This is a genomic window from endosymbiont of Riftia pachyptila (vent Ph05) (assembly GCF_000224455.1).
Lineage (GTDB): Bacteria > Pseudomonadota > Gammaproteobacteria > Chromatiales > Chromatiaceae > Endoriftia > Endoriftia persephonae.
In genome coordinates, this window is sequence record NZ_AFOC01000052.1 from 1 (window position 1) to 25,341 (window position 25,341).

The following is a 25,341-nucleotide window of genomic DNA, read 5'->3' on the forward strand; positions in this document are numbered from 1 at the left end:
GGTAAAGAAGCTGCCGGGCTTCGACAGCCTCAAGCTGATCGAGCAGCTGAAGCAGGTGATGGCCGAGCAGTGCAGCCACCCCACCTGGCCCCACGGGGTCGAATACACCATCACCTCAGACCAGTCCGACTCGATCCTCGCCACCACCATCACCACCGTGATCGGCCTAACCCCGCTGGCGCTCAGCGACCCCTTCTGGATGCCACTCTGCCTGGTAATCATCGCAGGGCTGTTGGTGGCAACGGTGATCGCACTGTTCATCATCCCCTGCCTCTACCTGTTGCTCAGCGGCGCCTCGTCCGTTAGCGTTCAGCAGGAAGTCTCAGCAGAGGGTTAATAGTCGTGGAGATGGTCGCCTCTTTTGCCGCTACCTCACTGATCGCCCTGATCCATATCCTGGTAGGTCACAGGGCCTTCAAGCCCCGTGAAGGGAGCGCCTGGCTCTCCGCCGCCGGTGGCGCTTCGGTAGCCTATGTCTTTATCTATGTGCTACCCAAGTTGGCCAGAAAACAGGAGCAGGTGGACGAGCACATCGGCTTCGGAGTGCTCAGCTATCTGGAACACCATGTCTACCTGGTGGCGATGATCGGCCTGATCTTCTACCACAGCATCCACCGCATCGCGGAGTTTGCCACGGTGCAACGCACCGGCAACAAGACAGATCACGCCAACCTGGCCGCCATCCTGCACATCGGGAGCTTTCTGCTCTACGGGTTTATCATCGGGCATCTGTTCGCCAGCTTTCTCCAAAAGACCTATATGCCGCTGACTTTGGCGTCGGTGACTTTCGCTCTCCATTTTATTGGCACCGATCTTGAACTGAAGCATAAGTACCAGGCATTTTATGCCGATAGGGTGCGATGGTTATTGGTTGCCAGCCTCTACGTTGGGTGGCTAGTCGGAGAGTTGACCGTGGTTCCGGTGAGCACGGAAATTCTTCTCTTCTCCTTTCTCGCCGGCGCCATCATCATCAACGTGATGCGCGAGGAGATCCCCCAGGAAACCCAGATCCAGACGCTGGCGTTTCTGGGTGGTGCGGTCGCCTACGCCATTCTGGTGCTATTTGCCTTCGAGTATGTCTTTGAACTGATCTGAAACGATCACGGCTGTTGGACAGCCAAAAACCCACTACCAGCCGAGTCGCCCTTTTCGGCTTCAATCACGCTCATAAACAAGCGATCCGGCCAGGTAGGTGGCCCGGGTTGCCCGTTCATCGGCCAGGGTCATCTGGATAAACAGGGCCTCCATCAGATCACCGGCATGGCGCATCCGGTATTCGATCAACGGCGTCGAGTGGAGGTCGAGCACCAGCAGATCGGCCTCCATGCCGGGGGCAATGCCGCCGATCCGCTCCTCCAGATAGAGCGCCTCGGCGCTGCCCCGCGTGGCCAGATAGAAGGCCTGCGCCGGATTGAGCGGGAAGCCGTTAAACTGTGCCGCCTTGTAGGCCTCGTTCAGGGTCTGCAGCATCGAGAGGCTGGTTCCCGCCCCCACATCACTAGCAAGACCGACCCGTACCGGCCGTGACGAACGCTTTGCATTGCCAAGATCGAAGCAGCCGCTACCGAGAAAAAAGTTCGAGGTCGGACAGTGGGCAATCCCCGTACCCGTCTCATAGCAGCGTTGCAGCTCCGACTCGGTGAGGTGGATGCCGTGGCCATAGATCGCTCGCGGCCCAAGCAACCCATAGTGCTCATAGACATCAAGGTAGTCAGCACGCTCTGGATAGAGCTGCTTTACCCACGTCATCTCATCCCGATTTTCAGCGATGTGGGATTGCAAATAGGTACCGGGGTGCTCAGACCACAGCGCACCGGCCATCTCCATCTGCTCTGCTGAACTGGTTGCAGCAAACCGGGGGGTGATGGCATAGAGTTGCCGGCCACGGCCGTGCCACTTGTTGATCAACGCTTTGGATTCGTCATAACCCCGCTGCGGGCTATCCAGCAGGGGCTCTGGGGCGTTGCGGTCCATCAGCAGCTTGCCCGCGATATTGCGCATGTTCAGGCGCTCTGACTCTTCGAAGAAGCTGTCGACCGATGCCGAGTGTACCGTACAGTAGACCGCCGCGGTGGTGGTGCCTGCACGCAGCGTCTCACGCAGAAAGATGCGGGCCGCTTCATGCGCACACTCAGGATCCCCAAACGCCTGCTCGGTGACATAGGCATATCGATTCAGCCAGTCGATCAGCTGCTCGCCGAAGGCGCCGATCACCTGCAACTGAGGATAGTGGGTGTGGCAGTCGATAAAGCCGGGCAGGATCAGGCAATCTCGGTAGTCGACAGGCTCCATACCGGCGGGCAGCTGGCGGAGGAGCTGAACCGCCGGACCGACCTGCTTGATCCGTCCATCCTCAAGCCAGACCAGGCCATCCGACTCATAGTGCATCACCGTATCCAGATCAGACTGGAATGGATCACCGCTGAAGCTGAGCACAGCCCCCCGCAGTGCCACACACGTAGACTTCGATGTCATCATCAACGCCAGCCCCCTCCTGAAGAGTTCTTGAGTTCAATTTTAGGCGCCGAGGACAGAACCGGCGATATACCTCTCGATTCTCTGCTCAACGGCTGATGACAGAGATCACACGCCGAAAAAAAATCCCACCTGGTTCACTGATGCGGGGTGAAACCCCTTCCAAATGCGCATGATCGCAACAAATCCCACCAGGGAAGTGTGACTCTATCGAAAGATGATCGGCCACCAGCCATCGATACTTCGCCCTCACAAACCAGAACCAATAATTGGATGGAAAACATGAAACTGCTACACAACATCTGTGCCATCACTTTGGGGGCTATGCTGCTCACCGCATGCGATGAGGGCAGCCTGGGTACGGCATCACAAGCGACCACTTCAAGTCCTATCACATTTGACGGCAGTGTCGGTGACGGCCCAGTGGTCGGCGCTACCGTCACCATTCGTGATCGCAATCTGGAGGTTATCGCAACCACCACCAGTGATCAGCAGGCAAGCTTCAATTTCACGGGCGAGATCGCTGACAGTGCCTTTCCTCTGATTGTCGAAGCCACTTATGGCATCGACCTAGTCACCAATGCAGAGCCTGATTTCATCCTGAGTGGCGTACTGATGGATGCAACAGCAACTCGGGTCAATCTCACCCCCCACACCACCATGATTGTTAAAAGTGCGATGGCGATGGAGGGAGGACTCACAGCAGAGAATCTGGCGATCGCCACAGAAGCCGTCACGAGCAAGCTCAACTTTGGTCTCGACACCAGCACTGTTGCCGACCCGATGACGTCAGCAGTGACCAACGACAATATCACCGAGGTGGTGCTGTCGAGTGAGGTCTTTGGTGAGATGGCGCGCAGGAGCGCCTACTGGATCGGTGGCAATGTCACTGAAGACGATATTTTTGCAGCCTTGGCTGCCGACCTGAGCGACTCGGCGCTGGATGGCAAAGGTGCACCCGGTACTGTACCGCGTTACACCGCCATTGCGCATATCGTCAGCGCGCAGGTTTTGATCGAGGCGATGGTCGATGGGCTACAAGTCCACAACCAACCAGCAAGTAACGCGCTGGACGACGCCATTGCACAGGTACTTGGCACCGCAGATCGCTCACTGCATCGCTCAGTCAGAGAAATCAGAGCCAACCGGCTGATGCTTGCTCAGGCACGAGCCGCACTGGCCGCAGCCCAAGCGATCGACCCCAGCATTCCATTGGGAGACCTGCTGACGGTACTGGCAGAGCTTCAAAACGCGGCCAATACCAGTAATCTATCCGAGACCATCTCAAACGCTGGCGGAAACTCATCACTCAGCAACGGCCTGGGACAGACCATCTCCATTGTGTCGAATGCCTCCTCCAGCAGTGTCTCTCATGTCAACCAAGTGGCCAGTGGGACAAACAACGCCAGCAACTCTGGTAACGGCCCACATGAAAGCAGCGTGGCACGGGGTTCAGAGCTCTATGCACAACAGTGTGCCGCTTGCCATGGCAGTGATCCAGCCAATGGCAGCCGCAACATCGCTCGCGGTACCTCTGCAAACAGCATTACCGGCACACACAACTATGTCGATAACGGTGATGCACAGGCCATTGCTGCCTACATCAGCAATGCAACCAAAGCGGGCAACAACACCAGCAGTGCCACTACCGACGCAGGCGGCAGCTCCGGCAGCTCCGGCAGCTCCGGCAGCTCCGGCAGCTCATCAGGTAGTACCCCAACCCCCACCGCTTCAGTACAAGGTGTAGATCGTTATGCTCAGCAGTGCGCCGCTTGCCATGGCAGCGACCCGGCAAATGGTCGCAACAACATCGCCTTGGGAACCACAGGGTCCAGAATCACCCGTGCTCACAGTTATGTAGCGACGAGCGATGCCCTGATCATTGCAGACTACATCAGTGCAGTACTTGAAGGGAGCAACAGCTCCTCGGCAGTAAGCAGTTCTTCTGGCAGCAACAGCAACAGCAACAGCAACAGCAGTAGCAGTAGCAGTAGCAGTAGCAGTAGCAGTAGCAGTAGCAGTAGCAGTAGCAGTAGCAGTAGCAGTAGCAGTAGCAGTAGCAGTAATTCTGCAACCACCACGAACAGCAGTTCAAGCGACGGTTCAGATCTCTACGCCCAGCAGTGTGCCTCCTGCCATGGCAGCGACCCGGCCAATGGACGTCGCAACATCTCTCGCGGCACCTCCGCCTCTGCGACTACCCGTGAACACAGCTTTGTCGATGAGATTGATGCTCAGGCTATCGCGACCTACATCAGCACAGTGCTTGAAGCCAACAACAGCGCCTCTGGTAGTAGCGAAACCACGGCAACAACCTCCAGCGGTGGCTCAAGTGGCAACAGTTCAGCGCAGGGTGAAGCACTTTATGCCGAGCAGTGTGCCTCCTGCCATGGTAGCGACCCGGCCAATGGACGTCGCAAAATCTCTCGCGGCACCTCTGCTTCTGTAACCACCCGCAAACACAGCTTTGTCGATAAGAGTGATGCTCAGGCCATTGCCATCTATCTTAACGAGGTGCTTTAGCAATAAGGTGTCGCGAAGTTGCGAAGCAAGCCTACACTAGCAGGGCAACAACAAAAATCTGTAGTTAAATGCTAGTAGTCCGACTTATACCCAAGCTACTCCTGTAATGGTGGTTTAAGATCTCCACCATTACAGGAGTTATCCAGGTTACGCCCAGAATAATCAGGGACAAATCAACGCTCCCACACTGTTTCTGGCAGCGCCAACCTACCACAAATGCAGATCTCCCCATGCCCATAAGCACAAGATATAAATCCGGCAATTAAATAAAGATAGGGCGGCCATGGGCCGCCACTTGCAACCCATTGAAATTATGGATGATGTCGGGCAAGGCCCGGCCTATACCTGTGTCATGTTCAATTGCCGGGTTAATAACGGACGACAAACTCAGACCCATCGCATAGATGGCCTATTTTTTCCAGGCACAAAAAAAGGGCTCCATGGATATGAGAGCCCTTTTGAATCGGTCTTAAATGGCGTCCCCAAGGGGAGTCGAACCCCTGTACCCAGCGTGAAAGGCTGGTGTCCTAGGCCTCTAGACGATGGGGACATTCCGCGTTCCGCAACCCACTGTACTGGGCCACTGCCGCGAAAGAGCGCGTAATCTACTTTAGATTTCCAGTACTGTCAACCAGCATCATGCAGCGGCAGAATCCGCAACACACAGGCCCCCAAACCCCGCTTAGTCGACAAGAAACTCCGTGGGCTCGAACAGGCCACCGCTCGCCTGATCGACAGCAGCGCACTCCTGCGCCTGCTCTGCAGAAAGCGGCATACCGATCAGATAGCCCTGGATAAAATCACACCCCAGGTTTTGCACAAACGCGAGCTGCCCCTTGGTCTCCACACCTTCTGCCACCACCTTCATGTCAAACGCGTGAGCCAGATGAATGATCGCCTGAACCAGGCTGGCATCGTTGGAGTCGCTGATGACATTGCGAATAAAATCCCGGTCGATCTTCACCAAATCGAAGGGAAACTGCCGCAGGTGATTGAGCGAAGCCTGGCCAACACCGAAGTCATCCAACGCGACCCGGGCCCCCAGGTTCTTTAACTGCTGCAGTAGTTCATTGGCTTCTGCAAGTTCATGGGTGAGGGTGTCTTCGGTGAGCTCCAGTATCAGCGAGCCGGTCTGGAATTGCCCTTCAAGCAGCCGTTTCAGCAGGCCGCGGCAGAAGGGGGGGTCGTTCAGCAGCCGGGGCGAAAGATTAAGAGCCAGCGCAACCGGCCGTCCCACCAGACAGCTTAGAAGCTTCTGCTGATCTACCAGCGAATCGAGCAAAGAGTCGATCACCCGGACAATCAGACCAGTGTCATCCAAAGTATCGAGGAACACCGCGGGTGACAGCAGACCCTTTGTCGGATGCCGCCAGCGCAACAGCGCCTCGCAGCAGTAGAGTTCGCCCGACCAAAGAGGCTTACCACCGGCTGATAGTGGAACAGAAACTGGCCGGCCTCTACCGCCTGCCGCAGCTCGTTCTCCAGCTGCAAGCTCTCTGCTGCTTCGCTGATCATTTCCTGAGCGAAATAGCGATAGGCCGAGCCGCGCTGCTTCTTCGCTGCATACATCGCCGTATCGGCGTCGCGGATCAGGTCATCTGCCAGGTGATCATCCTCGGGAGCGATAGCGATGCCGATCGAGACCGAGATCCGCAGTTCATGCTCATCGATGCAGACCGGCTGCTCCAACGCCTGCACCACCTTGTCCGCCAGCGGGATCATATCCGCTCTGTCGTTGATCCCCTCTGCCAGCACTGCAAACTCATCGCCACTGAGCCGTGCCGCAGTATCCGAGCCCCGGATCACCCGCTGCAGCCGCTCTGCCACCACCTTCAGCAACTCATCGCCCACCAGATGCCCCAGGCTGTCGTTGACCTGCTTGAAGCGATCCAGATCCATGAACATCAGACCGATGCGCCGGCCATCCCGTACTGCGATCTGCAGCGCGTGCTCCAGGCGATCGCGGAACAGCACCCGGTTAGGCAGACGGGTCAGGGCATCATGGTAGGCCATGTGGTCGAGATGCTTCTGCCGCATGTGGACCTGGCGTCGCATCTCATTGAATGCCTCCACCAGATCCCGCATTTCCGACAGTTTCGCCGGTGGCGGGACGATCCGCAGATTGCCCTGGGCCTCCTGCTTGAGCGCCAGCGCGGTGCGTGCGATCTGTTTCAGCAGTGTTCGGTTGAGAAAGATATAGGCGAGCAGAACCAGAATGATGGTGAACAGCGCCATCGCCCCCATCGTCAGGGTGAGCTGCCGCGCCATGTTGGTGAGACGGGTAATGTCGGCAGCTGACTGGTTTTCACTATCGGAGTTGATCACCCGCAGGCGCTGCCGCATCTGTTCCAGCAACGGATCAATTGTCTGCTGTAGCATCACCACATCACGCCGCCACCCCGAACCCTCCAGCATCACTGAGATCTGATAGGCGCCGCGCATCCAGCCTGTAAAGCGAGACTCCACCTCGTCGATCGATTCTGCTCCGAGAAATCCCAACAGCCCCTCTTCATGCAGCGCCTTCAGGATATTGATCTGCGCCTTCACCTCTTCGGCATAGTAGATAACATTGGTGAACCGGGAGCGCATACCAACCGAGGCATCACTGGCGAAGACGCCAAATCGGTTCGACACAAACAGACGCAACTCGGAAGCCATCGCAGACCAGAAGTGGCGTAGTGTGCTCACGCTCATCACCACTCGTAGGCGCTGCTCCGCAGACAGCTCCTCATCAACCTCGGCCAACAGGATGTCCAGCTGGTTTAGCGCCGCCTGGCTGTGCGGATAGGTCACTTCCCGCATCTGGCGTATTGCCGGAAACCAGCGTTCCACCTCAGTGCGGAGCCCGACCAGCTCCATCCCAGAGCGGTGCAAACGATCGAGATCCGCCTGCAGCTGATTGGCGATGGCCTGGCTCTCGCGACTGTCATCCTGCGCCAGCAGCTGCTTCAGATGGTTGAGCAGCAGACTCAGCTGTGTGAGCGCCTGCTCCAGCTTCTGCACATCCTTTTGAACCGGTTCGATAACGATACGCTGCAGGCGATTCTCAACCAGATCGAGATGGGAGCGTACATCGCGCAACAATTCGGCCGTCGAGTTACGCTGGGTGATATTTCTGATGTAGGTCTGGCTGCCCTGCTCGACGTCATACAGTGCCAGCAACGCGGCCAACAACAGAATCACAGAGGCTATCACCGCCGCATAGGCGTAGCGTCCCCGATAGGAACCTATCCCTGGTAGATGAATTCTCACACTCTCTGCCTGCCGCTGATCTTCGTACTCATCCAGGATGCACCGTTCTACCACACACCGCCATCGCTATGGCCCGCTCATATGCCTGCCTCTGCTGTCAAAAGCAGTCTCAACACCCTTTAAGCATCCCGTGGGATCTGAATAGACACTCTAAACCACTCAGCAACGTCTCCTCTGATCAGTTTTATCATTGTGGAGGGGGGCTGATCATCGGTGGCAGAGCCATGTGCCCCAAAATATAGATTAATCTATCTGGTTGTAAACCCGGATGAAGCCTAGGATCGACCAGTAGTGCATCAGGCAAAAGGCCCTGATTCAACAGGGCCATATCGGCAATAAAGGTAGTGAAAGATCCAGCGATACTGTTCAGATCTGGGTCAAGCCGCCTTCGAAGACGAACTCGCCACTGGGTTTGGCCACCGGTGCCTCGGATGCCGCCTCGATACTCACCTTGAAACGGCTGTTGGCCCGCAGTAACGTGGGCACCTTCATCTGCTGACGCCCCGAGTGCGGTAACACGCCTACCGACAGCATGCGACCATCTTCTGTCTCCATCCAGAGCTGACAAACCCTGCCCGGTTGCAGGCGGGTCGGTTCGACTGCACTCACCCGCAGCATCTTGCCTGTCTCACCAGCACCGACTAGCCAGCCGGTCTGTGCCTGGTCATTCAGCACCACCATCACCCGCTGCAGTTCACCTTCATCCTGCTGCAGGCCAAACAGACTCAGGGTAAGTCCCAACACGACTCCCGAGGCGACCATGCCCAGATTACGCCAGAAGTTCAGACTCTCCCACCAGCCGGGCGACTGTGACTCATGCGGCGAGATATCCGTCTCGATCCGACGCCAGATGCTGTCTGGCGGTACGACCGGCTCAATCGATGCTGCCAGAGGCGAGAGGCGCTGTTCCCAGTCTGCCACCTCCGACTGCAGATCAAAATCCGTGGCCAGTTGCCGTTCGAACATATCACGCGCCTCACCCTGCAGGGTGCCGAGCACATACTCACCGGCGAACGCCAGCAATTCCGCTTTGTTCTCCTGTACTATCATGATTCAAGACACCTCTTCAGCTGATCCAGCCCGCGGCGAATCCAGGTCTTTACCGTGCCCAACGGCGTTCCTGTCTGCTGCGAAAGCTCCTCATGGGTCAGTCCCTTGAAGTAGGCCAGCACAATCACCTGTCGCTGATTCGCTTTCAACTGTTCCAGACAGTCGTTCAGCCTCCGACCCTCCTCACTCTGCTGCAACCGTTCCTGTGGCAGCAAGCCGGGATCCACCTCTTCATTCCGGTTCTCCGGCTCGGCGCGCCTCACCTCGCGGCGACGGCGACGCAACAGATCCAGTGCCTGATTGCGTACGATGGTCGACATCCAGGTCATCGGTGCCGCTCGATCGGGACGATAAGTGCCGGCAGCATTCCAGATCTTCATGTAGGCCTCGTGAAGACAGTCCTCTGCCCATTCGTCCCTTACTAATATACGCAGTACCACCCCATACAGTTTCGCCGAACTCAGCTGGTAGAGTTCGGCGAAGGCACGCCGATCTTTCAGCGAGGTGGCGGCCAGCAGTCTGGCAAGCATCTCATTGCGTTTTTGCTGTGCGGTGACGGGATCTTCGACCTGAGCGGTCATGGAGGCTCCTTGAAGGCGGTTTCTCAGGAGCCTCTGAATAAATCTGGACGAAGCAGATTGGGATTCAGAATTCGTCGAGCTAAGGCGCTGATCGCACGTAATAGCAGGTTATTGCGAAGAGCAGCAACGACAAAGCGGCAGATTCTGGACCCAAGGTGCGAGTCAACGATTCGTTGAGGGCTCCTTTAAACAACATTCAAGCATAAATGTCCTACCGAACCCAATTCTACGGCGACTCTTCCAGCGGCTCACTCATGTAACCGGAAAACTTCAGGCACTGCTTGCCGTTGATCTCAACGATACTGACCGTCTCACCGCTGCCCCGTCCCAGACCCTCGACGATCGCCTCGGTGGCCGAGACCGGCTTGAGCGGCACACGGATCGAGCCGTCGCTCAGGTGCGGCGCCTCATAGTGGAGACAGATCACGCCACTCTCTTCACTCAGGCGCAGGTTCTGGATCGAGAAGTTGCCATCGGGGTTGATGGTGCGGTAGCGCCCGATGCGCTCACGCCAGGCATCGGTCCACGCCTTCGAGTCGATCCGTGTGCCGAGGATGAACTCCTGCTCATTGCGCTCGGCGATCAACAGATCCCGTTCCCCCGAGCGGCGGGAGCGAAACCGCATCTCACCCAGGATACGATAGGCGGCCGGTAGGCTCTCGCGACTCTCCGGGGTCAGCCCATAGCTGCCGTCATCAAAACGCACCATGTCAAGCACCCGTTCGATGATGCAGGCGCAGAGCCTGGGGCGCTCGGGGTCGATGGTCAGCAGCCCCAGATCGGTGGCATACCCCCCAGAGACGATCTTCGGCTCGCCAGCCGTAGAGGTATCTTCCGAGGTTTTCGCAACCCCCAACGACTCGCCACGCAACTGCAACGTCAGGGTCAGCAGGGTGGCAGCGATCTTATGGGCATAGCGATTCCCATCTGCCCCATTGGTCAACACTACCACCCCCAATCCCCGCTCCGGCAGCAGTGAGATCTCAGCGCCAAACAGCAGGGTGCTGCCGCCGTGACGCACCACCTTGCCGATCAGCGGATCCTGCTCAATGAACCAGCCCAGCCCGGGGCTCGGACCTCGAACGATCTGCCCGCTTGCGGTCTGCTCACGCCACATCTCCCGCAGGCTCTGCGCTGAGAGGACATGATCCCCCGATCGCAATAGCGCGTGCAGCAGCCGCGCCATGTCAGCAGCGCTAGTGTAAAGACCCAGGGCGGGAGTATCCCGCAACGGCGGCTGGGGGCGCACCTGGCCGTCCAGATGCCCAGCGGCAAGCCGCTGCTCCATCACCTCATCCAGTTCAAAACCGCTATGCCTCATCTGCAGCGGCTGAAACAAATGGCGCTGCAGATAGGTCTGATAGGTACTGCCGGAACGCTGCGCAATCAGATGGCCCAACAGATCGTATCCCAGGTTGGAGTAACTGTAGACCTGGTTAGGGGGATAGGCGATGTACTCATCCTCCAGCAGTGTCGCCACCTGGGTGAAGGGGGTGGCGGTATACATCCCCTTGCGCAGATCGCTCGGCAGGCCGCTTCGGTGACTCAGCATCTGACGCGGGGTAAAGGATTGAACCGGACCACGGCTGCGAATCGAAAAACCCTCGAACTGCTCTGTAAACGGCTGGTCGAGATCGATGCGACCTGCCTCCTGTAGCTGCATCACCGCCAGTGCGGTCAGTGTTTTGGTCAACGAGCCAACACGAAACACGGTATCCGCCTGCACCGGCCGCATCGTCGGCTGATCGGCGTAGCCAAAGCCCTCGACCCAGAGTGGGCCGCTGCGATCCACCAGCGCGATACTAACGCCGGGGATCATCTCCTCCTCGAGCATACCGTTGATCAGTTTCAGCGCCTCGCTACGTAGCGCACTCAGCTCACCGCCGGGGAACACCTGCGCGCCGCTAGGATCCTGTTTTTGCGACTGACAACCGATCAACAGCAAGAGGCAGACCATCCACAGCACAGTGGTGATCCACCTCTTTTTCGATACAGGGCCGCAGGCCCCGCCGGGGCTCATGCTAAGCCCCGGTCTCACTGCTTCCATTACCAGTCAATCTCATGCCCCAGATCGAGCAGATGACTACCGTAGGCCTCGTTAGTACCCCGCTGCACTACCGTCTTGGTGTCAGAGAAGCCACCATTACCCAGCCAGGGATAGGCGTAGGAGTCGCCGATGCCAGGCTGTACTGCGGTCGACAGCTGACTGGAGTCATCAACGCCATGATAGAGATCCGGGTTGCCTACCTCGAAGGGGCTGTTGAACTGCCCGGCAGAGAGACCGGTAGAAAGAATCATTGCGGCAGTGAAAGTCAATGTTTTCATGATATATCTCCTCGTAATTCTGTGGTTCAAGCCAGTTTTCCGCGGCTTTCAGATAACAATACGCAGGCTGGAGCGGTCTGGATTCAAATAATCATCTGCCAATCGAACCACCCCTGCAGCACCCCTTTTAGGCTTAAGCCAAAAACCGTTAGACTTGCGGCAGACAGAATCTGATATAAGGGGTTAATGCAGTGGTTGAAGTACCCAGTGGCCTGACATTCCGCCAGAGCGTCGATCATATGGTCGACCGCGCTCTGGAGATCATGGAACTCGACCCAGGCATTGCCAGAGCCATCAAGAGCTGCACCTCGGTGTTGCAGGTAACCTTTCCGGTACAGCTACGTGAGCGTGTCGAGGTATTCACCGGCTGGCGTGCGGTACACAGCATCCATCGTCTGCCGGCCAAGGGGGGGATACGCTTTTCTGAGTCGGTGGACCAACCGGAGATCGAGGCGCTAGCGGCGCTGATGACCTACAAGTGCTCGATCGTCGACGTACCGTTTGGCGGCTCCAAGGGCGGACTCTGCATCAACCCCGAAAATTACAGCCGCGACGATCTGCAGGTGATCACCCGGCGTTTTGCCCGTGAGCTAGCGGAGAAGGGTTTTCTCAGCCCCTCGACCAACGTACCAGCGCCGGACGTGGGCACCGGTCAGCGGGAGATGGCGTGGATCGCCGACACCTACAAACACCTCTACCCGGAAGACATCAACTACATCGCCTGCGTCACCGGCAAGCCGATCGGCCACGGCGGCATCCGTGGCCGCACCGAGGCCACTGGCCGTGGCGTCCAGTACGGCCTGCGCGAATTCTTCCGCCACCGGGAGGAGGTTAATGCCGCAGGGCTAGACGGCGATCTGGAGGGGAAGCGGATCGTGGTCCAGGGGCTAGGCAACGTGGGTTACCACGCCGCCAAGCTCCTCTCCGAAGAGGATGGCGCGCAGGTCATCGCGATCATCAAACACGACGGGGCCATCGTCAATCCCGAAGGCATCCATGTGGAAGAGGCCTACTATCACAAATGCTCCAACGGCAGCTTCAAGGGTTTCGCCGGAGCCGAGTTCGTAGAAGACGGTCAGAAGGTTCTGGAGATGGAGTGCGACATCCTGATCCCCGCCGCCGTCGAGGGCGTGATCAGCGAGGCCAACGCCCCCAACATCCAGGCCAAACTGATCGCCGAGGCGGCCAACGGCCCGGTCACCTTCGAGGCCGACCGCATCCTGCGCAGCCGCGGCATCGCCATCCTGCCCGATGCCTATCTGAACGCCGGTGGTGTAGTGGTCTCCTACTTCGAATGGATTCGTAACCTCACCCACATGCGCTTTGGCCGCATGGAGCGCCGCTTCGACGAGATGCGTGGGCGCAACATCCTGCGCGCCCTGGAGGAGACTACTGAACGGCAGGTCCCCGACTGGATCCGCACCCAACTTGCCAAAGGGGCCAGCGAGATCGACCTGGTCCACTCCGGGCTAGACGACAGCATGCGCACCGCGCTGCAGGAGATCATCGAGACTCGTCGCCGCAACAGCGCAATCGAAGACTACCGCACTGCCGCCTATATCATCGCCCTGAACAAGCTGGCCCGCTCCTATCTCGACCTGGGGGTTTTCTAAGGCTGGCATTTAAACTGCGCAGAGCGACCTGTGGCCAAGATTGAAAACCAGTTCCGTTCTTTTGCTCCGCATCAACGCAGACAAATTAGGCATTATGGTCGGCCGGCCCAGCCTACAGCTTGTCAGCCCCACGGCCGGCTCCAGCGAGATCAAAGAGTGCAACCTGATCCCGGAGAGGATTGGGAGAAAATCAGACAGGAAGAGCAGCAGGCTCACGAGGAGATAATCTAGGGCCTGTTAACAGGCCCTAGCCCAGCGCGAAAAAACGCCGCACAGCATCCAGGTCCTGGGTCTTGGTCATCGGCGGCAGGCTGCGGATAAAGACCTTGCCATAGGGCTTGCTGAGCAGGCGCGGGTCGCACACCACCAGCACGCCACGGTCTTTCTCGTCACGGATCAGCCGCCCCGCTCCCTGCTTGAGGGCGATCGCCGCCTGCGGCAGCTGGAACTCCATAAACGGGTTGCCGCCACGCTTGCGTAGCGCGTCGATGCGCGCCTGCAGCACCGGGTCGCCAGGGGAGGCGAAGGGGAGCTTGTCGATCACCACGCAGGAGAGCGCCTCACCACGCACGTCGACCCCCTCCCAGAAGCTGGAGGTGCCGAGCAGCACCGCGTTGCCCAGTTCCCGAAAGCGCTCCACCAGCTCGGAACGGGGCGCACTACCCTGCACCAACAGCGGGTATTCGATACGTTCCCGCAGATAGTCCGCTGCCTCCTGCAACGCCCGATGGCTAGTGTAGAGTAGAAACGCCCGGCCCCGGCTCGCCTCCAGGATCGGAATGGTCAGCTCCGCCACCCGCTGGTTGTAGTCGGCCTGATTCGGCTCCGGCAACCCCTTCGGCACATACCAGACCGACTGATGCGGGTAGTCGAAGGGGCTGCTCCAGCAGTGAGTCTCGGCATCCACCAGCCCGAGTTGACGGGAGAAGTGGTCAAACTTGCCCCCCACCGCCAGGGTCGCGGAGGTGAAGATCCAGGCCGCTTGCTGATCGGCCATGCGGGAGCAGAAGATCGAGGCAATCTCCAGCGGCGTGGTATTGAGGCGGAAGCCCTGCCGCTGGGTCTCGAACCAGCGGATCGTCTCCTCGTCACTGCCATCGCAGAGTTGATCGAGGCCAGCGTCCAGGGCGAGACAACGCTCACCACAGCTGTCGAGCCCCTTGCCGCGCCCCTGCATCGCCTGCAGCATGCCGCCCAGGTTTTCCAGTTCACTGCGCAGCCGCTCAAGCCCAGCCTGGATGGTCGGATTTGTGTCGATCTCATTCCAGGCGCCACGCCGCGGCTCCAGGCCAAAGGTGAGACGCAGATCCCGGGTCGACTTCTTCAGTCGCTCCGCCTGCTCCTCCAGCTTGGGCAGATCCCCCGCCTCCTTGTGATACTCGACCAAAGTATCGCGCACCAAATCGAGCAGCTGGCGCGAGCTGACGCTCATGCCAAAGAAATTGCCCGCCACCTCCGGCAGCTGATGTGCCTCATCCAGGATAAAACAGTCGGCACTCGGCAGCAGCTCGCCGAAGCCACCATCCTTGAGTGCCATGTCGGCACACAACAGATGGTGGTTGATCACCACCAGGTCCGCCTCCTGGGCCCGCCGGCGTGCCTCCACCAGGTGACACTTGCTGTGTGAGGGGCACTCGGTGCCGAGGCAATTCTCGGTGGTGGAGGTGACCAGTGGCCAGATCGAGGCATCCTCACCAACCTCTGGCATCTCGGCGATATCGCCGCTGTCAGTTGCGCTCGACCATTCGCGGATGCGCGGCAGTTGCTCACGCTGCTCCCGGGTGAGGTGGTGGTCCTCGAACAGGGCGCTCTCCATACGGTGCAGGCAGAGATAGTTGGCGCGACCTTTGAGCAGCGCCACCGCGACCGGCACGGCGAGACTTTTGCGCACCAGTGGCAGATCGCGGTGGAACAGTTGATCCTGCAGGTTCTTGGTGCCGGTGGAGACGATCACCTTGCGCCCCGACATCAGCGCCGGCACCAGATAGGCGAAGGTCTTGCCGGTACCGGTGCCCGCCTCGCAGATCAGAGTGCCACCACGCTCCAGCACCGCTGCCACTGCCTCCGCCATCTCTTGCTGCTGCGGGCGTTGAGAGAAGCCGTCGATACAGCGGGCGAGCCAGCCATCGGGGCCGAAGATCTCGGAGAGGTCACTCATTAAGAAAGGGAGATTTAGTCAGCAGAAGCATCAAGCCTGGTTATCCCAGACCTCGGGTTCCAGACCATCCTCGCGGGTCCAGACGAGACGGGCGATGATTTTGAAGCGCGCCACCGACATCGCACCCCGCTTGGCGCGGCTACTGCTGGAGGAATTGATAAAGGCCTCGATATCGCTGCGTTGCGCTTCGTAGATCTCATAGGGTTCATACTCCTCATCCATGAGCACCAGCACCACCGCATCCCACGCCTGATCCATCTTCAGCTGACCGACGCGCTGCCCGGACTTGCTCTCGTCAAAGATGGTGCGTGACTTGATCTGGATGCGCAGCCCGTCCCGCGCCGGGTCCACCGCATCGTAGCCGCTCGCCCCTTCCGGACGCGGCTCCAGCCGCAGCAGCTTGACCGCATCGTGCTCGGCGATCTCGCTGCTGATTCCCGGCAGCGGCTTGCCCATGGTGCGACGGTATTCAGCGGCGAGCAGGCGCGCCTGGGCGATCAGTTTGTCGGCGGCGTAAACGCTCAAGCCATAACCCCTGTCTGGTTGCGATGATCGGCCCGATTGTAGCGGAATGTGGGGCAGCAGGCACTTGGCCTAGCGGGTCTTTCTCAATCAAACAATTGCTGGAACCAGGCAAAGGGGTCTTCGGTACCCGCCGCCTCGGCGCCGCCAGCGCAGGGCGCTGAGCGAGTCGGCTCACTGCCGGCGATGAACGGCCATTGACGGGATGCACCACAGCCGCTACCGCTCAGCAGGCTGCTGGCCGGGTCGATTGCCACCCACCGCACCCCGCTCGGCAGGCGATCATCCAGCGGGGTGGTGCCGATGCGTTTCATCAGATCGCCCCAGACCCGCATCGCGCCGCTGGCGCCGGTCAGCCCGGTGCGGCCGTTGTCATCCCGGCCGACCCAGACCACCGCCGCCCGCCTGCCATCAAAGCCGGCGAACCAGCTGTCGCGCTGCTCGTCGGTGGTGCCGGTCTTGCCGGCCAGGCCAGTGATGTCCGGCAACTGTCTTTTCAGGCCCCTCCCGGTGCCACTGATCAGGGTCTCCCGCAGGGCCTGGTTGAGCAGGAATACGGGCCGCGCATCAAACGCCTGCGTACGGCTGGTTGAGTAGCGGGAGAGCGGCCGCCCGCGGCTGTCGGTGACCGCCTCGATGGCCCGCAGCTGCGCCAGCACACCACCCGCCGCCAGGGTCTGGTACATCTGCGCCATCTCCAGTGGCGACATGGAGACCGCACCCAACAGTATCGAGGGATAGATCTCGAAGGGCCGGCGGATGCCCAGCTTGCGCAGGGTCGATTCCACCTGCGGCAGCCCTACCTCCATCCCCAATCGCACCGTGGCCAGGTTGTAGGATTTGGCCAACGCCAGGTAGAGGGGCACCTCACCGTGATTTTTATGGTCGTAGTTGCGCGGCGCCCAAATCGCGCCACCCTCCCCTTTGAGCCGTACCGGCGCATCCTGCAGGCGCTGAGCAGGGTGAAGCGCTGATCCTGCTCCAGGGCGCTCAGATAGACAGCTGGTTTGATCAGCGAACCCACCGGCCGGATCGCATCCAGCGCCCGGTTGAAACCGGCGAAACGAGGGTTGCGATCCCCCACCAGCGCGCTCACCCGACCGCTGTCGCTCTCTACCAACACCACCGCCCCCTGCAGCTCTCTGGGCTTGGCCACGCCACGCTGCTCCAGCCGCTGCAGCTGTCGGCTCAGCGCCTGTTCCGCCTGCCGTTGCAGTTGCGGGTCGAGGGTGGAGAAGATGCGCAGCCCCTCGGCGTTGAGGTCGGCCTCCTGATAGTCGCGCCGCAGCTGGCGCCGCACCAGGTCGAAAAAGGCGGGATAGCCGGAGGCACGCTTGCTGCCCTGTTTGATGCCGAGCGGCACCTTGGCCACCCGCTGTGCAGTCGCCTCCTTGATCAGCTCTTGCTCGGCCATCAGCTGCAGCACCAGATTGCGCCGCTTCAGGGCACGTTTGGGATGGCGCAGCGGATTGTAGGCGGAGGGCCCCTTCACCAACGCCACCAGCAGGGCATTCTGCGCCAGCGTCAGCTCATTCAGCGGGCGGTTGAAGTAGAACTGGCTGGCCAGGCCAAAACCGTGGATCGCCCGGCCACCCTCCTGACCGAGGTAGATCTCATTGGCATAGGCTTCGAGGATCTCATCCTTGCTGTAGTGATACTCCAGCAGCAGCGCCATCAGCGCCTCGTTGAGCTTGCGGGTGAGGCTGCGCTCCTTGCTGAGGAAGAAGTTCTTCACCAACTGCTGAGTCAGGGTGCTACCGCCTTGTACCACCCCGCCGGCGCGCAGGTTGCTCCAGAGGGCGCGGGCGATGCCGATCGGATCGATACCGAAGTGGGAGTTGAAGTTACGGTCCTCCACCGCGATCAGTGCCGACACCAGTTGCTTCGGCAGCTCTCCCCGCTTCACCAGGATGCGGTCTTCGCTGTGGGCCGGATGCAGGCTGCCGATTAGCGGCGGCTCCAGCTGGTAGTCCCCGATGGCCCGGCCGCTGGCCGCCTGTTTGAGCGAGATGATCCGGCTATCAGCGAGCTTCAGCTCCAGATAGTCACTGTCGCGTGTCCCCTGGGGGAAGGCAAAGGCACGAGTGCGTATCAGGAAGCGACCGCGATAGCTGGAGTAACTGCCGGGCCGATCGGGATGCTTGACCCGCGCATAGCCGAGCCGGTCGAGGATCTGGCGCAGTCCCGGCTCGTCCAGGCGGACCCCTTTTGCCAGCTGCTGCGCCTGACCATAGACCTGGGCCGGTACCGCCCAGCGGCGGCCATCGAAGCGCAGCTGCACGATCCGGTCGAGATAGATCAGGTAGAGGCTGGTGGCCAGCAACAGCGCGATCAGCATCAGAACCAGCCAGCTCTTCCAACGAAAACCGCGACTGCGGGAGGCGGTTGGTTTACGCTTTCGTTTGGCTCGCTTCGCCATAGATAGAAACTGCTTTAAGAGGGGGCGGCTAATCTACGCCAATCAGGGGTGGATTTGAACCAATCTGCAGGCAAAAAAATGGCGGCTCACCGACAGATTCCGGTCGCCGCCTATCGATCAAGGAGATAATCGATCAATTCCACCTAAAGGAGAGTTCCCTGGCTCAGATAGACACTTTATCTATCCGCCTTCTTCCGTTCCATCTGTAACAGTCGCCTGCAGGTCTTTATCGCCAGCGCCTCCTCATCAGTCACCGGTGGCTGAAGAGATGTAATGATCTCTTTCAGATAGGCAACCCGTTGCGCCCGAGTCATCTCGTTTTTACTACTCATAACCTGCCTCCCCAATTGGCCGCGTCCCGCTCGCTGTCCGCATCGGTCGCCGCTCTTCCTAAGTTCAGCATATCCAATCAGGGTGTAAAGAATCACGACACCTTTCTGCATAAAGATGTTAGGAATTTTCTGATGGATTAGAGTATTTTTCCGACAGGGTCCGAGTTTTTCCGGGGCGAGCCAGTCACGAAAGCACAGATGAGAGCCATTGCCAAAAATGTCGACGGTCACTACTACCCGGAGTTCCATCACGGCTGGGGCGGTTGTGCTGAGGAGCTGTTCCACTACACCTCCCGCTACTACACCTACACCGAAGCCTTTCTGCGCAACCTGGCCGGGGAGCCTGAATACAGCATGGGAAGCTACAAGGCCAATATGCTGAGCGATGAGCAACGCAGGCTGATGGCCGCCATCCTCTCCTGCCGCCCTGACCGGGCGTCGGCCCGCGCGATCCTACACCTTGTTTCCGATGCGGAGCGCAGCTGCGGGGAGGTCGAAGAGACGCTCCGCCAAACCTACCGGGAGCAGCTTGAAGTCATTCCCAGCGGGGTTGCCCTGGTCTACGTGCACCGTCCCCATGAATCCCAGCTACAGGATGTGGCCCCGCTCGACCCCTTTCTCAACATCGCCGAGCGGCTACAGCTGCCGGTAGCGGTAAAAGCACACCATGTGGAAGTTCCTCTCAAGCTGCTGGCCAGACAGATGGACTCCAGCAGCTCGCGGATTCGCGAGAACCTCAATGAAGCCATACTCCGGCTGCACACCGCCGGCTATCTGCTGCGCAACCATCCGGGGCTGACCCACATGGAAGCGCACAAGATCGCCGACGAGGATGCGGTTTGAACAAAGGAGCTTCCGAACGAATTATGGACGGCTGCCTTGCGGCCCAAGTTTCCCGCTGCTGTGTTGGAAATCTTGGCAATAGGCCTACTATTACGCCGCACAAGGATGTGCAAGTGTCGCGGAGACAGGATGTCATTGAGCGACCCTACGATTTCCGCCTTGCAGCGGAAAATTTAGCCTCACAATTCTGCTCACCCAGATTCATTCAGAGGCTCCCACGATGAGAAGTACCCAATGAAGATGATGCAAAGCCTGGCTTTTCTCCACCAGAAAGGTGGCACCGGCAAGACCACCCTGGCCATCGCCAGCTGTATCGCCCTAGCCGCCAGCGGCGCACGGGTACTACTGCTCGACATCGACCCCCAAGGCAGCGCCTCTACTTGGGGCGATCACTATGCCGAGCGGTTTGGTGTGGTGGTGCGGGCACAGGGGCCTGGCCCCCTCGATGCCACCCTGGAGCGCTTCAGCCGTATGTTCGACTGGTGCATCCTCGACTGCCCGCCCAACCTGGGCGAAACGACCCTGCAGACCCTGAATCTGGTGGACCGGCTGCTGATCCCGGTGCGCCCGGCACCACCCGACATCTGGGCGCTGGAGCGTATAGCGGCACTGCTCGCCGATGCACAGAGCCGGGGTCTGGAGATCCCCCATCAGGTGGTATTCAACCAGTGGCGGGATGAGGCGCTCGAACCGCTGCAGGCGATCATCAACAGACTTGGGCTGGAACTGGCCGACTTGCCAATCCGCTTCGATCCCGCCTGGCCTGCGCTGTTTGAGGGGGCGGACCTGCCGGAGTCACTCAATCGGCAAATGATGCAATTATTGACTGGCTGAGCGGGCAGGGCGATTTGGATCTCTCTGCCGCTCGTTACTCTCTTTCGATCATCTCCTGCAGATGGGGTGGAATATTCCGCGCCCCGCTGAAATCCGCCCCTGTGACTACAGCATTCACAAAACGCGAATCCTGCAGATCGGTTTCGCTAAACAGGCTGTTATCCATACGCGCACCATTCAGCAGGCTGTGGGTTATCGATGCCCGGGAGAAGTCGGCCTCCTCCAGTGCGCTGCCGGTCAGCACCGCCTCATAAAACTGGCTATCCTGCAGCCGGCTGCTGATCAGCACCGCCCTCAACATGAAACTATGGTGAAAGGTGCTGCCGCTGAAATCGCCCTCCTCCATGGCGATGTCCTTCATAAAGGCGCCGGAGAAGTCGACATTGAGCGCCTGCACCTCATTCAGGTTTGCGCCAAACATCTGCGCTTTGATGAAGCGGCCGTTGTCGAGGGTTCCCAGATCCAGATTGGCATGAAACAGATCGGCGCCGGAAAAATCCGCCGATACCAGCCGACACTCACTGAGATTGGCCCATTTCAGGTCCGCCCCTTTCAGGCTGGCCTGTGACAGATCACAACCCGGCAGACTGGCGTTGGAAAGATCGACACCGTCGAGTCGTACCCCCCGCAAGTCGTGCCCCGGCCTGGCAACCCCCGCAAACGAACAGTGACGCAGATCGGTAAACGGGCGTGGCGCAGCGCAGTTCCCCCGCGGCAGCGTTGCGTCACCGTCAGTCACCGTATCGGCCAAGAGAGTCGCTGGAAGAAACAGCAGCGATAACAAGCTGACTGTCGAGCAGCAATGACTATTTTTATCGAAAGGGTGAACGTTAGGCAGCGCCATCGATGACTCCATCTCCACGGGTTTGATACCAGACAACCAGTCCGTCCTCCAAGGCACTATCATTCCATTCGTCACGAAGCGCAACCTCCGGCCCCATCAGCGCCATCCGCCAGTGCAATCAATACCGTTATGCTATAACATTTCGATCCCTGATCCTCAGCCGGGCATTCAGCCCACTCTTCTCCGATGAGCCAGGAAAAAAAGATCACAACTCACTCTCTGGCAGAAGGCAGGTTGACTCTTCTGTTGCTGCTGCTCGTACTGCTGCCACTCTCACTGCCTGCAGCACAGCCAATACGAGTCTTTGTCAGCGCGTTGCCACAAAAACATCTGGTGGAGCAGGTGGGCGGCGATCTGGTGCAGGTCAGCGCGATGGTCCGCCCCGGCTACAATCCAGCCAGCTACACCCCCACCCCCCGCCAGGTGGCGGCGCTGACCCAGGCCGATCTCTTCATCCGCTGCGGCCTCCCCTTCGAAGCGGCCTGGATGGAACGCATCCGCGCCACCAATCCCGGCATGCGGCTGGTGGACGCCCGTGATGGGCTGCCCCTGCGCAAGATCGAGGCCCACTCTCACCAGCATGGAGATGCGAGCGAAGCGGCTGCACATGAAGCTTTGGACCCGCACATCTGGACCAGCCCGCGGCTGGCGAAACAGATGGCGGCCCAGATCCAGGTGGAGCTGAGCCGGCTGGCGCCGCAACACCAAGCGAAGTTCGAACACAACTACCAACGCTTTGCCCAACAGCTCGAGCAGCTCGACCGGGAGATCAAACAGCAGCTCAGCGGCCTGCGCTCGCGTCGCTTCATGGTCTTCCACCCCGCCTGGGGCTACTTTGCCGACGCCTACGGGCTAACCCAGATCGCCATCGAGCAGGAGGGCAAGGAGCCGGGGGCAAGGGCCCTGACGGCACTGATCGAACAGGCCAGAGCCAAGCAGGTGCGGGTGATCTTCGTGCAGCCTCAGTTCAACCGCAAGACGGCGCAACGGCTGGCTGCAGCGATCGGCGGACGGGTCGAACCGATCGACCCGCTGGCGGAGAATTACATCGACAACTTGCGCCGGGTCGCCCGGCTGATTGCAGAGGCCAACCGACGATGAGCAGCCCGGTCATCCAGCTCGACGACGTCAGCTTCTCCTATGGCGAGACCCTGGCACTGCAGCAGGTCAACCTGAGTGTCGAGGCGGGGGATTTCCTCGGCATCGTCGGTCCCAATGCCGGCGGCAAGAGCACCCTGCTGAAGCTGATCCTCGGCCTGCTCGAACCCCAGGCAGGTCGCGTGCTGGTGCTCGGTAAACGACCGCCCCGCAGTAATCGCGCCATCGGCTATGTGCCGCAATATCCGCGCTTCGCCCGCGATTTTCCGATTAGTGTGGAGCAAGCGGTGCTGATGGGGCGTCTCAGCGGCCGCCCCGGCCTGGGTGGCTACCGCCGTACCGACCACCAGGCAGCCCAGCAGGCGCTGGCCGAGGTGGAGGCGGCTGGGCTGGCGAAGCGGCGCATCGGCACCCTCTCCGGTGGCCAGCTGCAACGGGTGTTACTAGCCCGGGCGCTGGTTTGCGAGCCACAGATTCTGATCCTCGACGAGCCCACCGCAAATGTCGATCTGCGACTGGAGAGCGACATCTTCGATCTACTGCGCCAACTCAACCAGCGTATGACCATCCTGGTGGTCTCCCACGACATCGCCTTCATCTCCAGCTATGTCAGCCGGGTCGCCTGTCTCAACCGCTCCCTGGTCTGTCACCACACCGACAAGATCGATGGTCAGCTGATCAGTGAGCTCTACGGCGAGGATGTGCGCATGGTGGCGCACCGGCACTGAGATGCGCAGCCACTGTTTCGATTTGAATCCTGAACCTACGGTTGACGGCCTGATGCGGCAGCCCCTCTGCAAGACTGAACAATTTCGATGAGCGAATTCCTAACTGCCCTGACTCAACAGACCTTCCTGCAGAGCGCGCTGCTCGCCGGACTGCTGGCCAGCGTCGGTTGCGGCGTGATGGGCAGCTTCGTGGTGGTCAAACGCATCGCCTTTCTCGCCGGCGGCATCGCCCACTCGGTGCTCGGTGGCATGGGGGCGGCGCTCTACTTCGGTTTCGATCCACTGCTCGGCGCGCTGCTGGCGGCGATCTCGGCGGCGCTGATTATCGGCTGGGTACGGCTCAACTGGCAGACCCAGGAGGACACCCTGATCGGCGCCCTGTGGGCGATCGGCATGGCGGCAGGCATCCTTTTATCTCCCGTACCCCCGGCTACGCCACCGACCTGATGAGCTATCTGTTCGGCAACATCCTGCTGGTGCCGGAACGGGAGTTATGGATCATGGCCGGGCTCGACGCCGGCCTGCTGCTGATCGTGGTGCTCTTCTATCGGCAGTTCCTGGCGGTCGCCTTCGATGAGGAGTTCGCCCGGCTGCGCGGGGTGCCGGTGACCTTTTTCTATCTGCTGCTGCTCTGCCTGGTGGCGGTGACCGTGGTGCTGCTGATCCAGGTGGTGGGACTAATCCTGGTGATCGCCCTGCTAACCCTGCCGGCGGCCATCGCCAGCCACTATCTGCACTCCCTAGGGCACATGATGCTACTCGCCACCCTGATCGGCGGCCTCTTCACCAGCGGCGGGCTGGCGCTCTCCTACACTCCCGACCTGCCGGCCGGGCCAACCATCATCCTGCTGGCGGGCGCTGCCTATGTGGCCTCGGCGCTGCTCAGTCACTGGCTGGCAGCACGCCAGGCTCGGCGCGGGGTGGCAGCAATCGAGAAAAATCCGAGATCCGATGGATCCACAAGCAATGAATAAGCTGTTGCAACAGGCGGAGCAGATCTGCCAAGAACGCGGCGTGCGCTTCACAGCGCAACGGCGCCAAGTATTGGAGATCGTCTGTGCTGCACGGCGTCCGCTGGGAGCCTACGAGATCCTCGACGCGATGCGCAAGAGCAGCGGCCGCACCGCACCACCCACCGTCTACCGCGCCCTAGAGTTTCTCAAGGCGCAGGGGCTGATCCATAAGCTCGAAAGCCTGCACGCCTTTGTCGGCTGCAACCATCCTGACCACCCCCATGCCAGCCAGTTCCTAATCTGTAGCGAGTGCGGCGGCATCGACGAGCTGGAGGATGAACAGGTCAGCCAGAGCCTACGCCAAGCCAGCCGTGCCTCGGGCTTCACCCCGCAGCGCCGCATTGTCGAACTGATCGGCACCTGCGAAAGTTGCAGCCGGGGGCAGTCTGACAAACGCCAGTGACTACCTTTTCGTGAAGCGAAATCATCGGAGACGCAGTTGGAAGGAGCCCCATAACGATCCTCACCAAGCAATTCTTGCCCGCAATTGCCATCTGCAGCGTCTCAAACTCTGTCTTCCGCAAAGTGTTAAGGCGCCTGGGAAGAAGAGCGCCATCCCCAATCATCCCTTTATCAGTGCCTGGCCCGGCGCACAGCTCTCCTGCTGAGCTTCCGTGTAAGCCTCCCCGGAATCTGCGCTCAGCACAGCCTATCTCCATACCCAGGATGGCAAGATCGATCTGAAGATCGTGGATACGACAGCCATGCAGCAGGAGCTGGTCTTCGATGTC

The 25,341-nt window shown here is 59.8% G+C and carries 22 protein-coding genes, 1 tRNA gene and 1 pseudogene; 10 read left to right on the forward strand and 14 right to left on the reverse strand.

What is annotated here, in order from left to right; translation table 11 throughout:
• Nucleotides 1-337: hypothetical protein (locus tag RIFP1SYM_RS09440; RefSeq protein WP_240992070.1), on the forward strand; the 337-nt coding region annotated here is incomplete at its 5' end.
• Between the two features lie 11 nt (nt 338-348).
• Nucleotides 349-1,095 (forward strand): hypothetical protein, encoded by a 747-nt coding sequence (locus RIFP1SYM_RS09445; RefSeq protein WP_240991730.1) that lies wholly within the window; start codon nt 349-351, stop codon nt 1,093-1,095.
• A 60-nt stretch (nt 1,096-1,155) separates the two neighbouring features.
• Here the strand turns inward: RIFP1SYM_RS09445 and guaD are convergent, their stop codons facing one another.
• Entirely contained in the window at nt 1,156-2,478 is a 1,323-nt protein-coding gene (guaD, locus tag RIFP1SYM_RS09450) for a guanine deaminase (protein WP_138921913.1), read from the reverse strand.
• Between the two features lie 279 nt (nt 2,479-2,757).
• Here guaD and RIFP1SYM_RS16445 point away from each other — a divergent pair, with 279 nt between their 5' ends.
• Complete coding sequence (locus RIFP1SYM_RS16445; protein ID WP_050798744.1) at nt 2,758-4,998, forward strand: c-type cytochrome; 2,241 nt, start codon at nt 2,758-2,760, stop codon at nt 4,996-4,998.
• Nucleotides 4,999-5,472: 474 nt separating this feature from the next.
• Here RIFP1SYM_RS16445 and RIFP1SYM_RS09465 read toward each other — a convergent pair.
• The 7 genes from RIFP1SYM_RS09465 to RIFP1SYM_RS09490 form a co-directional block, all read right to left on the reverse strand.
• Nucleotides 5,473-5,548: transfer RNA gene (locus tag RIFP1SYM_RS09465), tRNA-Glu, on the reverse strand.
• A gap of 132 nt (nt 5,549-5,680) precedes the next feature.
• Nucleotides 5,681-6,376 carry an EAL domain-containing protein gene (locus RIFP1SYM_RS16450; RefSeq protein WP_240992071.1) on the reverse strand — a complete coding sequence of 232 codons (696 nt, stop codon included), beginning with the start codon at nt 6,374-6,376 and terminating at the stop codon, nt 5,681-5,683.
• Entirely contained in the window at nt 6,301-8,304 is a 2,004-nt protein-coding gene (locus RIFP1SYM_RS09470) for a sensor domain-containing diguanylate cyclase (RefSeq protein WP_005963045.1), read from the reverse strand. Before RIFP1SYM_RS09470 ends, RIFP1SYM_RS16450 begins: the two co-directional genes overlap by 76 nt.
• 312 nt (nt 8,305-8,616) lie before the next feature.
• A complete protein-coding gene (locus RIFP1SYM_RS09475) occupies nt 8,617-9,300 on the reverse strand; it encodes an anti-sigma factor (RefSeq protein ID WP_005963049.1) in 684 nt (227 codons plus the stop codon).
• A complete protein-coding gene (locus RIFP1SYM_RS09480) occupies nt 9,297-9,881 on the reverse strand; it encodes a sigma-70 family RNA polymerase sigma factor (protein ID WP_005963052.1) in 585 nt (194 codons plus the stop codon). Before RIFP1SYM_RS09480 ends, RIFP1SYM_RS09475 begins: the two co-directional genes overlap by 4 nt.
• Before the next feature lie 226 nt (nt 9,882-10,107).
• Nucleotides 10,108-11,928 carry a serine hydrolase domain-containing protein gene (locus RIFP1SYM_RS09485; protein WP_005963053.1) on the reverse strand — a complete coding sequence of 607 codons (1,821 nt, stop codon included), beginning with the start codon at nt 11,926-11,928 and terminating at the stop codon, nt 10,108-10,110.
• Nucleotides 11,928-12,206, reverse strand: coding sequence for a hypothetical protein (locus RIFP1SYM_RS09490; protein ID WP_006475806.1), 279 nt, complete (start codon nt 12,204-12,206; stop codon nt 11,928-11,930). Before RIFP1SYM_RS09490 ends, RIFP1SYM_RS09485 begins: the two co-directional genes overlap by 1 nt.
• A gap of 239 nt (nt 12,207-12,445) precedes the next feature.
• Here RIFP1SYM_RS09490 and RIFP1SYM_RS09495 point away from each other — a divergent pair, with 239 nt between their 5' ends.
• Nucleotides 12,446-13,819: a Glu/Leu/Phe/Val family dehydrogenase gene (locus tag RIFP1SYM_RS09495; protein ID WP_006475807.1), complete on the forward strand. Its 1,374-nt coding sequence runs from the start codon at nt 12,446-12,448 to the stop codon at nt 13,817-13,819.
• Nucleotides 13,820-14,066: 247 nt separating this feature from the next.
• Here the strand turns inward: RIFP1SYM_RS09495 and RIFP1SYM_RS09500 are convergent, their stop codons facing one another.
• The 5 genes from RIFP1SYM_RS09500 to RIFP1SYM_RS18070 form a co-directional block, all read right to left on the reverse strand.
• Nucleotides 14,067-15,977, reverse strand: coding sequence for a DNA repair helicase YoaA (locus tag RIFP1SYM_RS09500; RefSeq protein WP_005963058.1), 1,911 nt, complete (start codon nt 15,975-15,977; stop codon nt 14,067-14,069).
• A gap of 30 nt (nt 15,978-16,007) precedes the next feature.
• The gene (locus RIFP1SYM_RS09505; protein WP_005963060.1) at nt 16,008-16,502 is read right to left on the reverse strand and encodes a hypothetical protein; all 495 of its coding nucleotides are present in this window, start codon (nt 16,500-16,502) and stop codon (nt 16,008-16,010) included.
• An 83-nt stretch (nt 16,503-16,585) separates the two neighbouring features.
• On the reverse strand, nt 16,586-17,407 hold the full coding sequence (locus RIFP1SYM_RS17470; RefSeq protein WP_240992072.1) for a penicillin-binding transpeptidase domain-containing protein: 822 nt from the start codon (nt 17,405-17,407) through the stop codon (nt 16,586-16,588).
• On the reverse strand, nt 17,299-18,918 hold the full coding sequence (locus RIFP1SYM_RS17475; RefSeq protein WP_005963067.1) for a transglycosylase domain-containing protein: 1,620 nt from the start codon (nt 18,916-18,918) through the stop codon (nt 17,299-17,301). Before RIFP1SYM_RS17475 ends, RIFP1SYM_RS17470 begins: the two co-directional genes overlap by 109 nt.
• 176 nt (nt 18,919-19,094) lie before the next feature.
• Nucleotides 19,095-19,250, reverse strand: a complete 156-nt coding sequence (locus RIFP1SYM_RS18070) for a hypothetical protein (protein ID WP_006475401.1) — start codon at nt 19,248-19,250, stop codon at nt 19,095-19,097.
• 198 nt (nt 19,251-19,448) lie between these two features.
• Here RIFP1SYM_RS18070 and RIFP1SYM_RS09520 point away from each other — a divergent pair, with 198 nt between their 5' ends.
• Nucleotides 19,449-20,093: a hypothetical protein gene (locus tag RIFP1SYM_RS09520; protein ID WP_005963070.1), complete on the forward strand. Its 645-nt coding sequence runs from the start codon at nt 19,449-19,451 to the stop codon at nt 20,091-20,093.
• A gap of 234 nt (nt 20,094-20,327) precedes the next feature.
• Complete coding sequence (locus RIFP1SYM_RS09525; protein WP_005963073.1) at nt 20,328-20,927, forward strand: ParA family protein; 600 nt, start codon at nt 20,328-20,330, stop codon at nt 20,925-20,927.
• A 34-nt stretch (nt 20,928-20,961) separates the two neighbouring features.
• Here RIFP1SYM_RS09525 and RIFP1SYM_RS09530 read toward each other — a convergent pair whose 3' ends face one another.
• The gene (locus tag RIFP1SYM_RS09530; RefSeq protein WP_240991703.1) at nt 20,962-21,807 is read right to left on the reverse strand and encodes a pentapeptide repeat-containing protein; all 846 of its coding nucleotides are present in this window, start codon (nt 21,805-21,807) and stop codon (nt 20,962-20,964) included.
• 150 nt (nt 21,808-21,957) lie between these two features.
• Here RIFP1SYM_RS09530 and RIFP1SYM_RS09535 point away from each other — a divergent pair, with 150 nt between their 5' ends.
• From RIFP1SYM_RS09535 to RIFP1SYM_RS09550, 4 genes and pseudogenes are all read left to right on the forward strand, one after another.
• The gene (locus RIFP1SYM_RS09535) at nt 21,958-22,872 is read left to right on the forward strand and encodes a metal ABC transporter solute-binding protein, Zn/Mn family (RefSeq protein WP_005963082.1); all 915 of its coding nucleotides are present in this window, start codon (nt 21,958-21,960) and stop codon (nt 22,870-22,872) included.
• Nucleotides 22,869-23,597: a metal ABC transporter ATP-binding protein gene (locus RIFP1SYM_RS09540; protein WP_005963085.1), complete on the forward strand. Its 729-nt coding sequence runs from the start codon at nt 22,869-22,871 to the stop codon at nt 23,595-23,597. The genes RIFP1SYM_RS09535 and RIFP1SYM_RS09540 overlap by 4 nt, the downstream gene beginning before the upstream one ends.
• A gap of 87 nt (nt 23,598-23,684) precedes the next feature.
• Nucleotides 23,685-24,571, forward strand: a pseudogene (locus tag RIFP1SYM_RS09545) (metal ABC transporter permease).
• Nucleotides 24,564-25,013 carry a Fur family transcriptional regulator gene (locus tag RIFP1SYM_RS09550; RefSeq protein WP_006475396.1) on the forward strand — a complete coding sequence of 150 codons (450 nt, stop codon included), beginning with the start codon at nt 24,564-24,566 and terminating at the stop codon, nt 25,011-25,013. The pseudogene RIFP1SYM_RS09545 and the gene RIFP1SYM_RS09550 overlap by 8 nt, the downstream one beginning before the upstream one ends.
• The last annotated feature ends 328 nt before the right edge of the window (nt 25,014-25,341 follow it).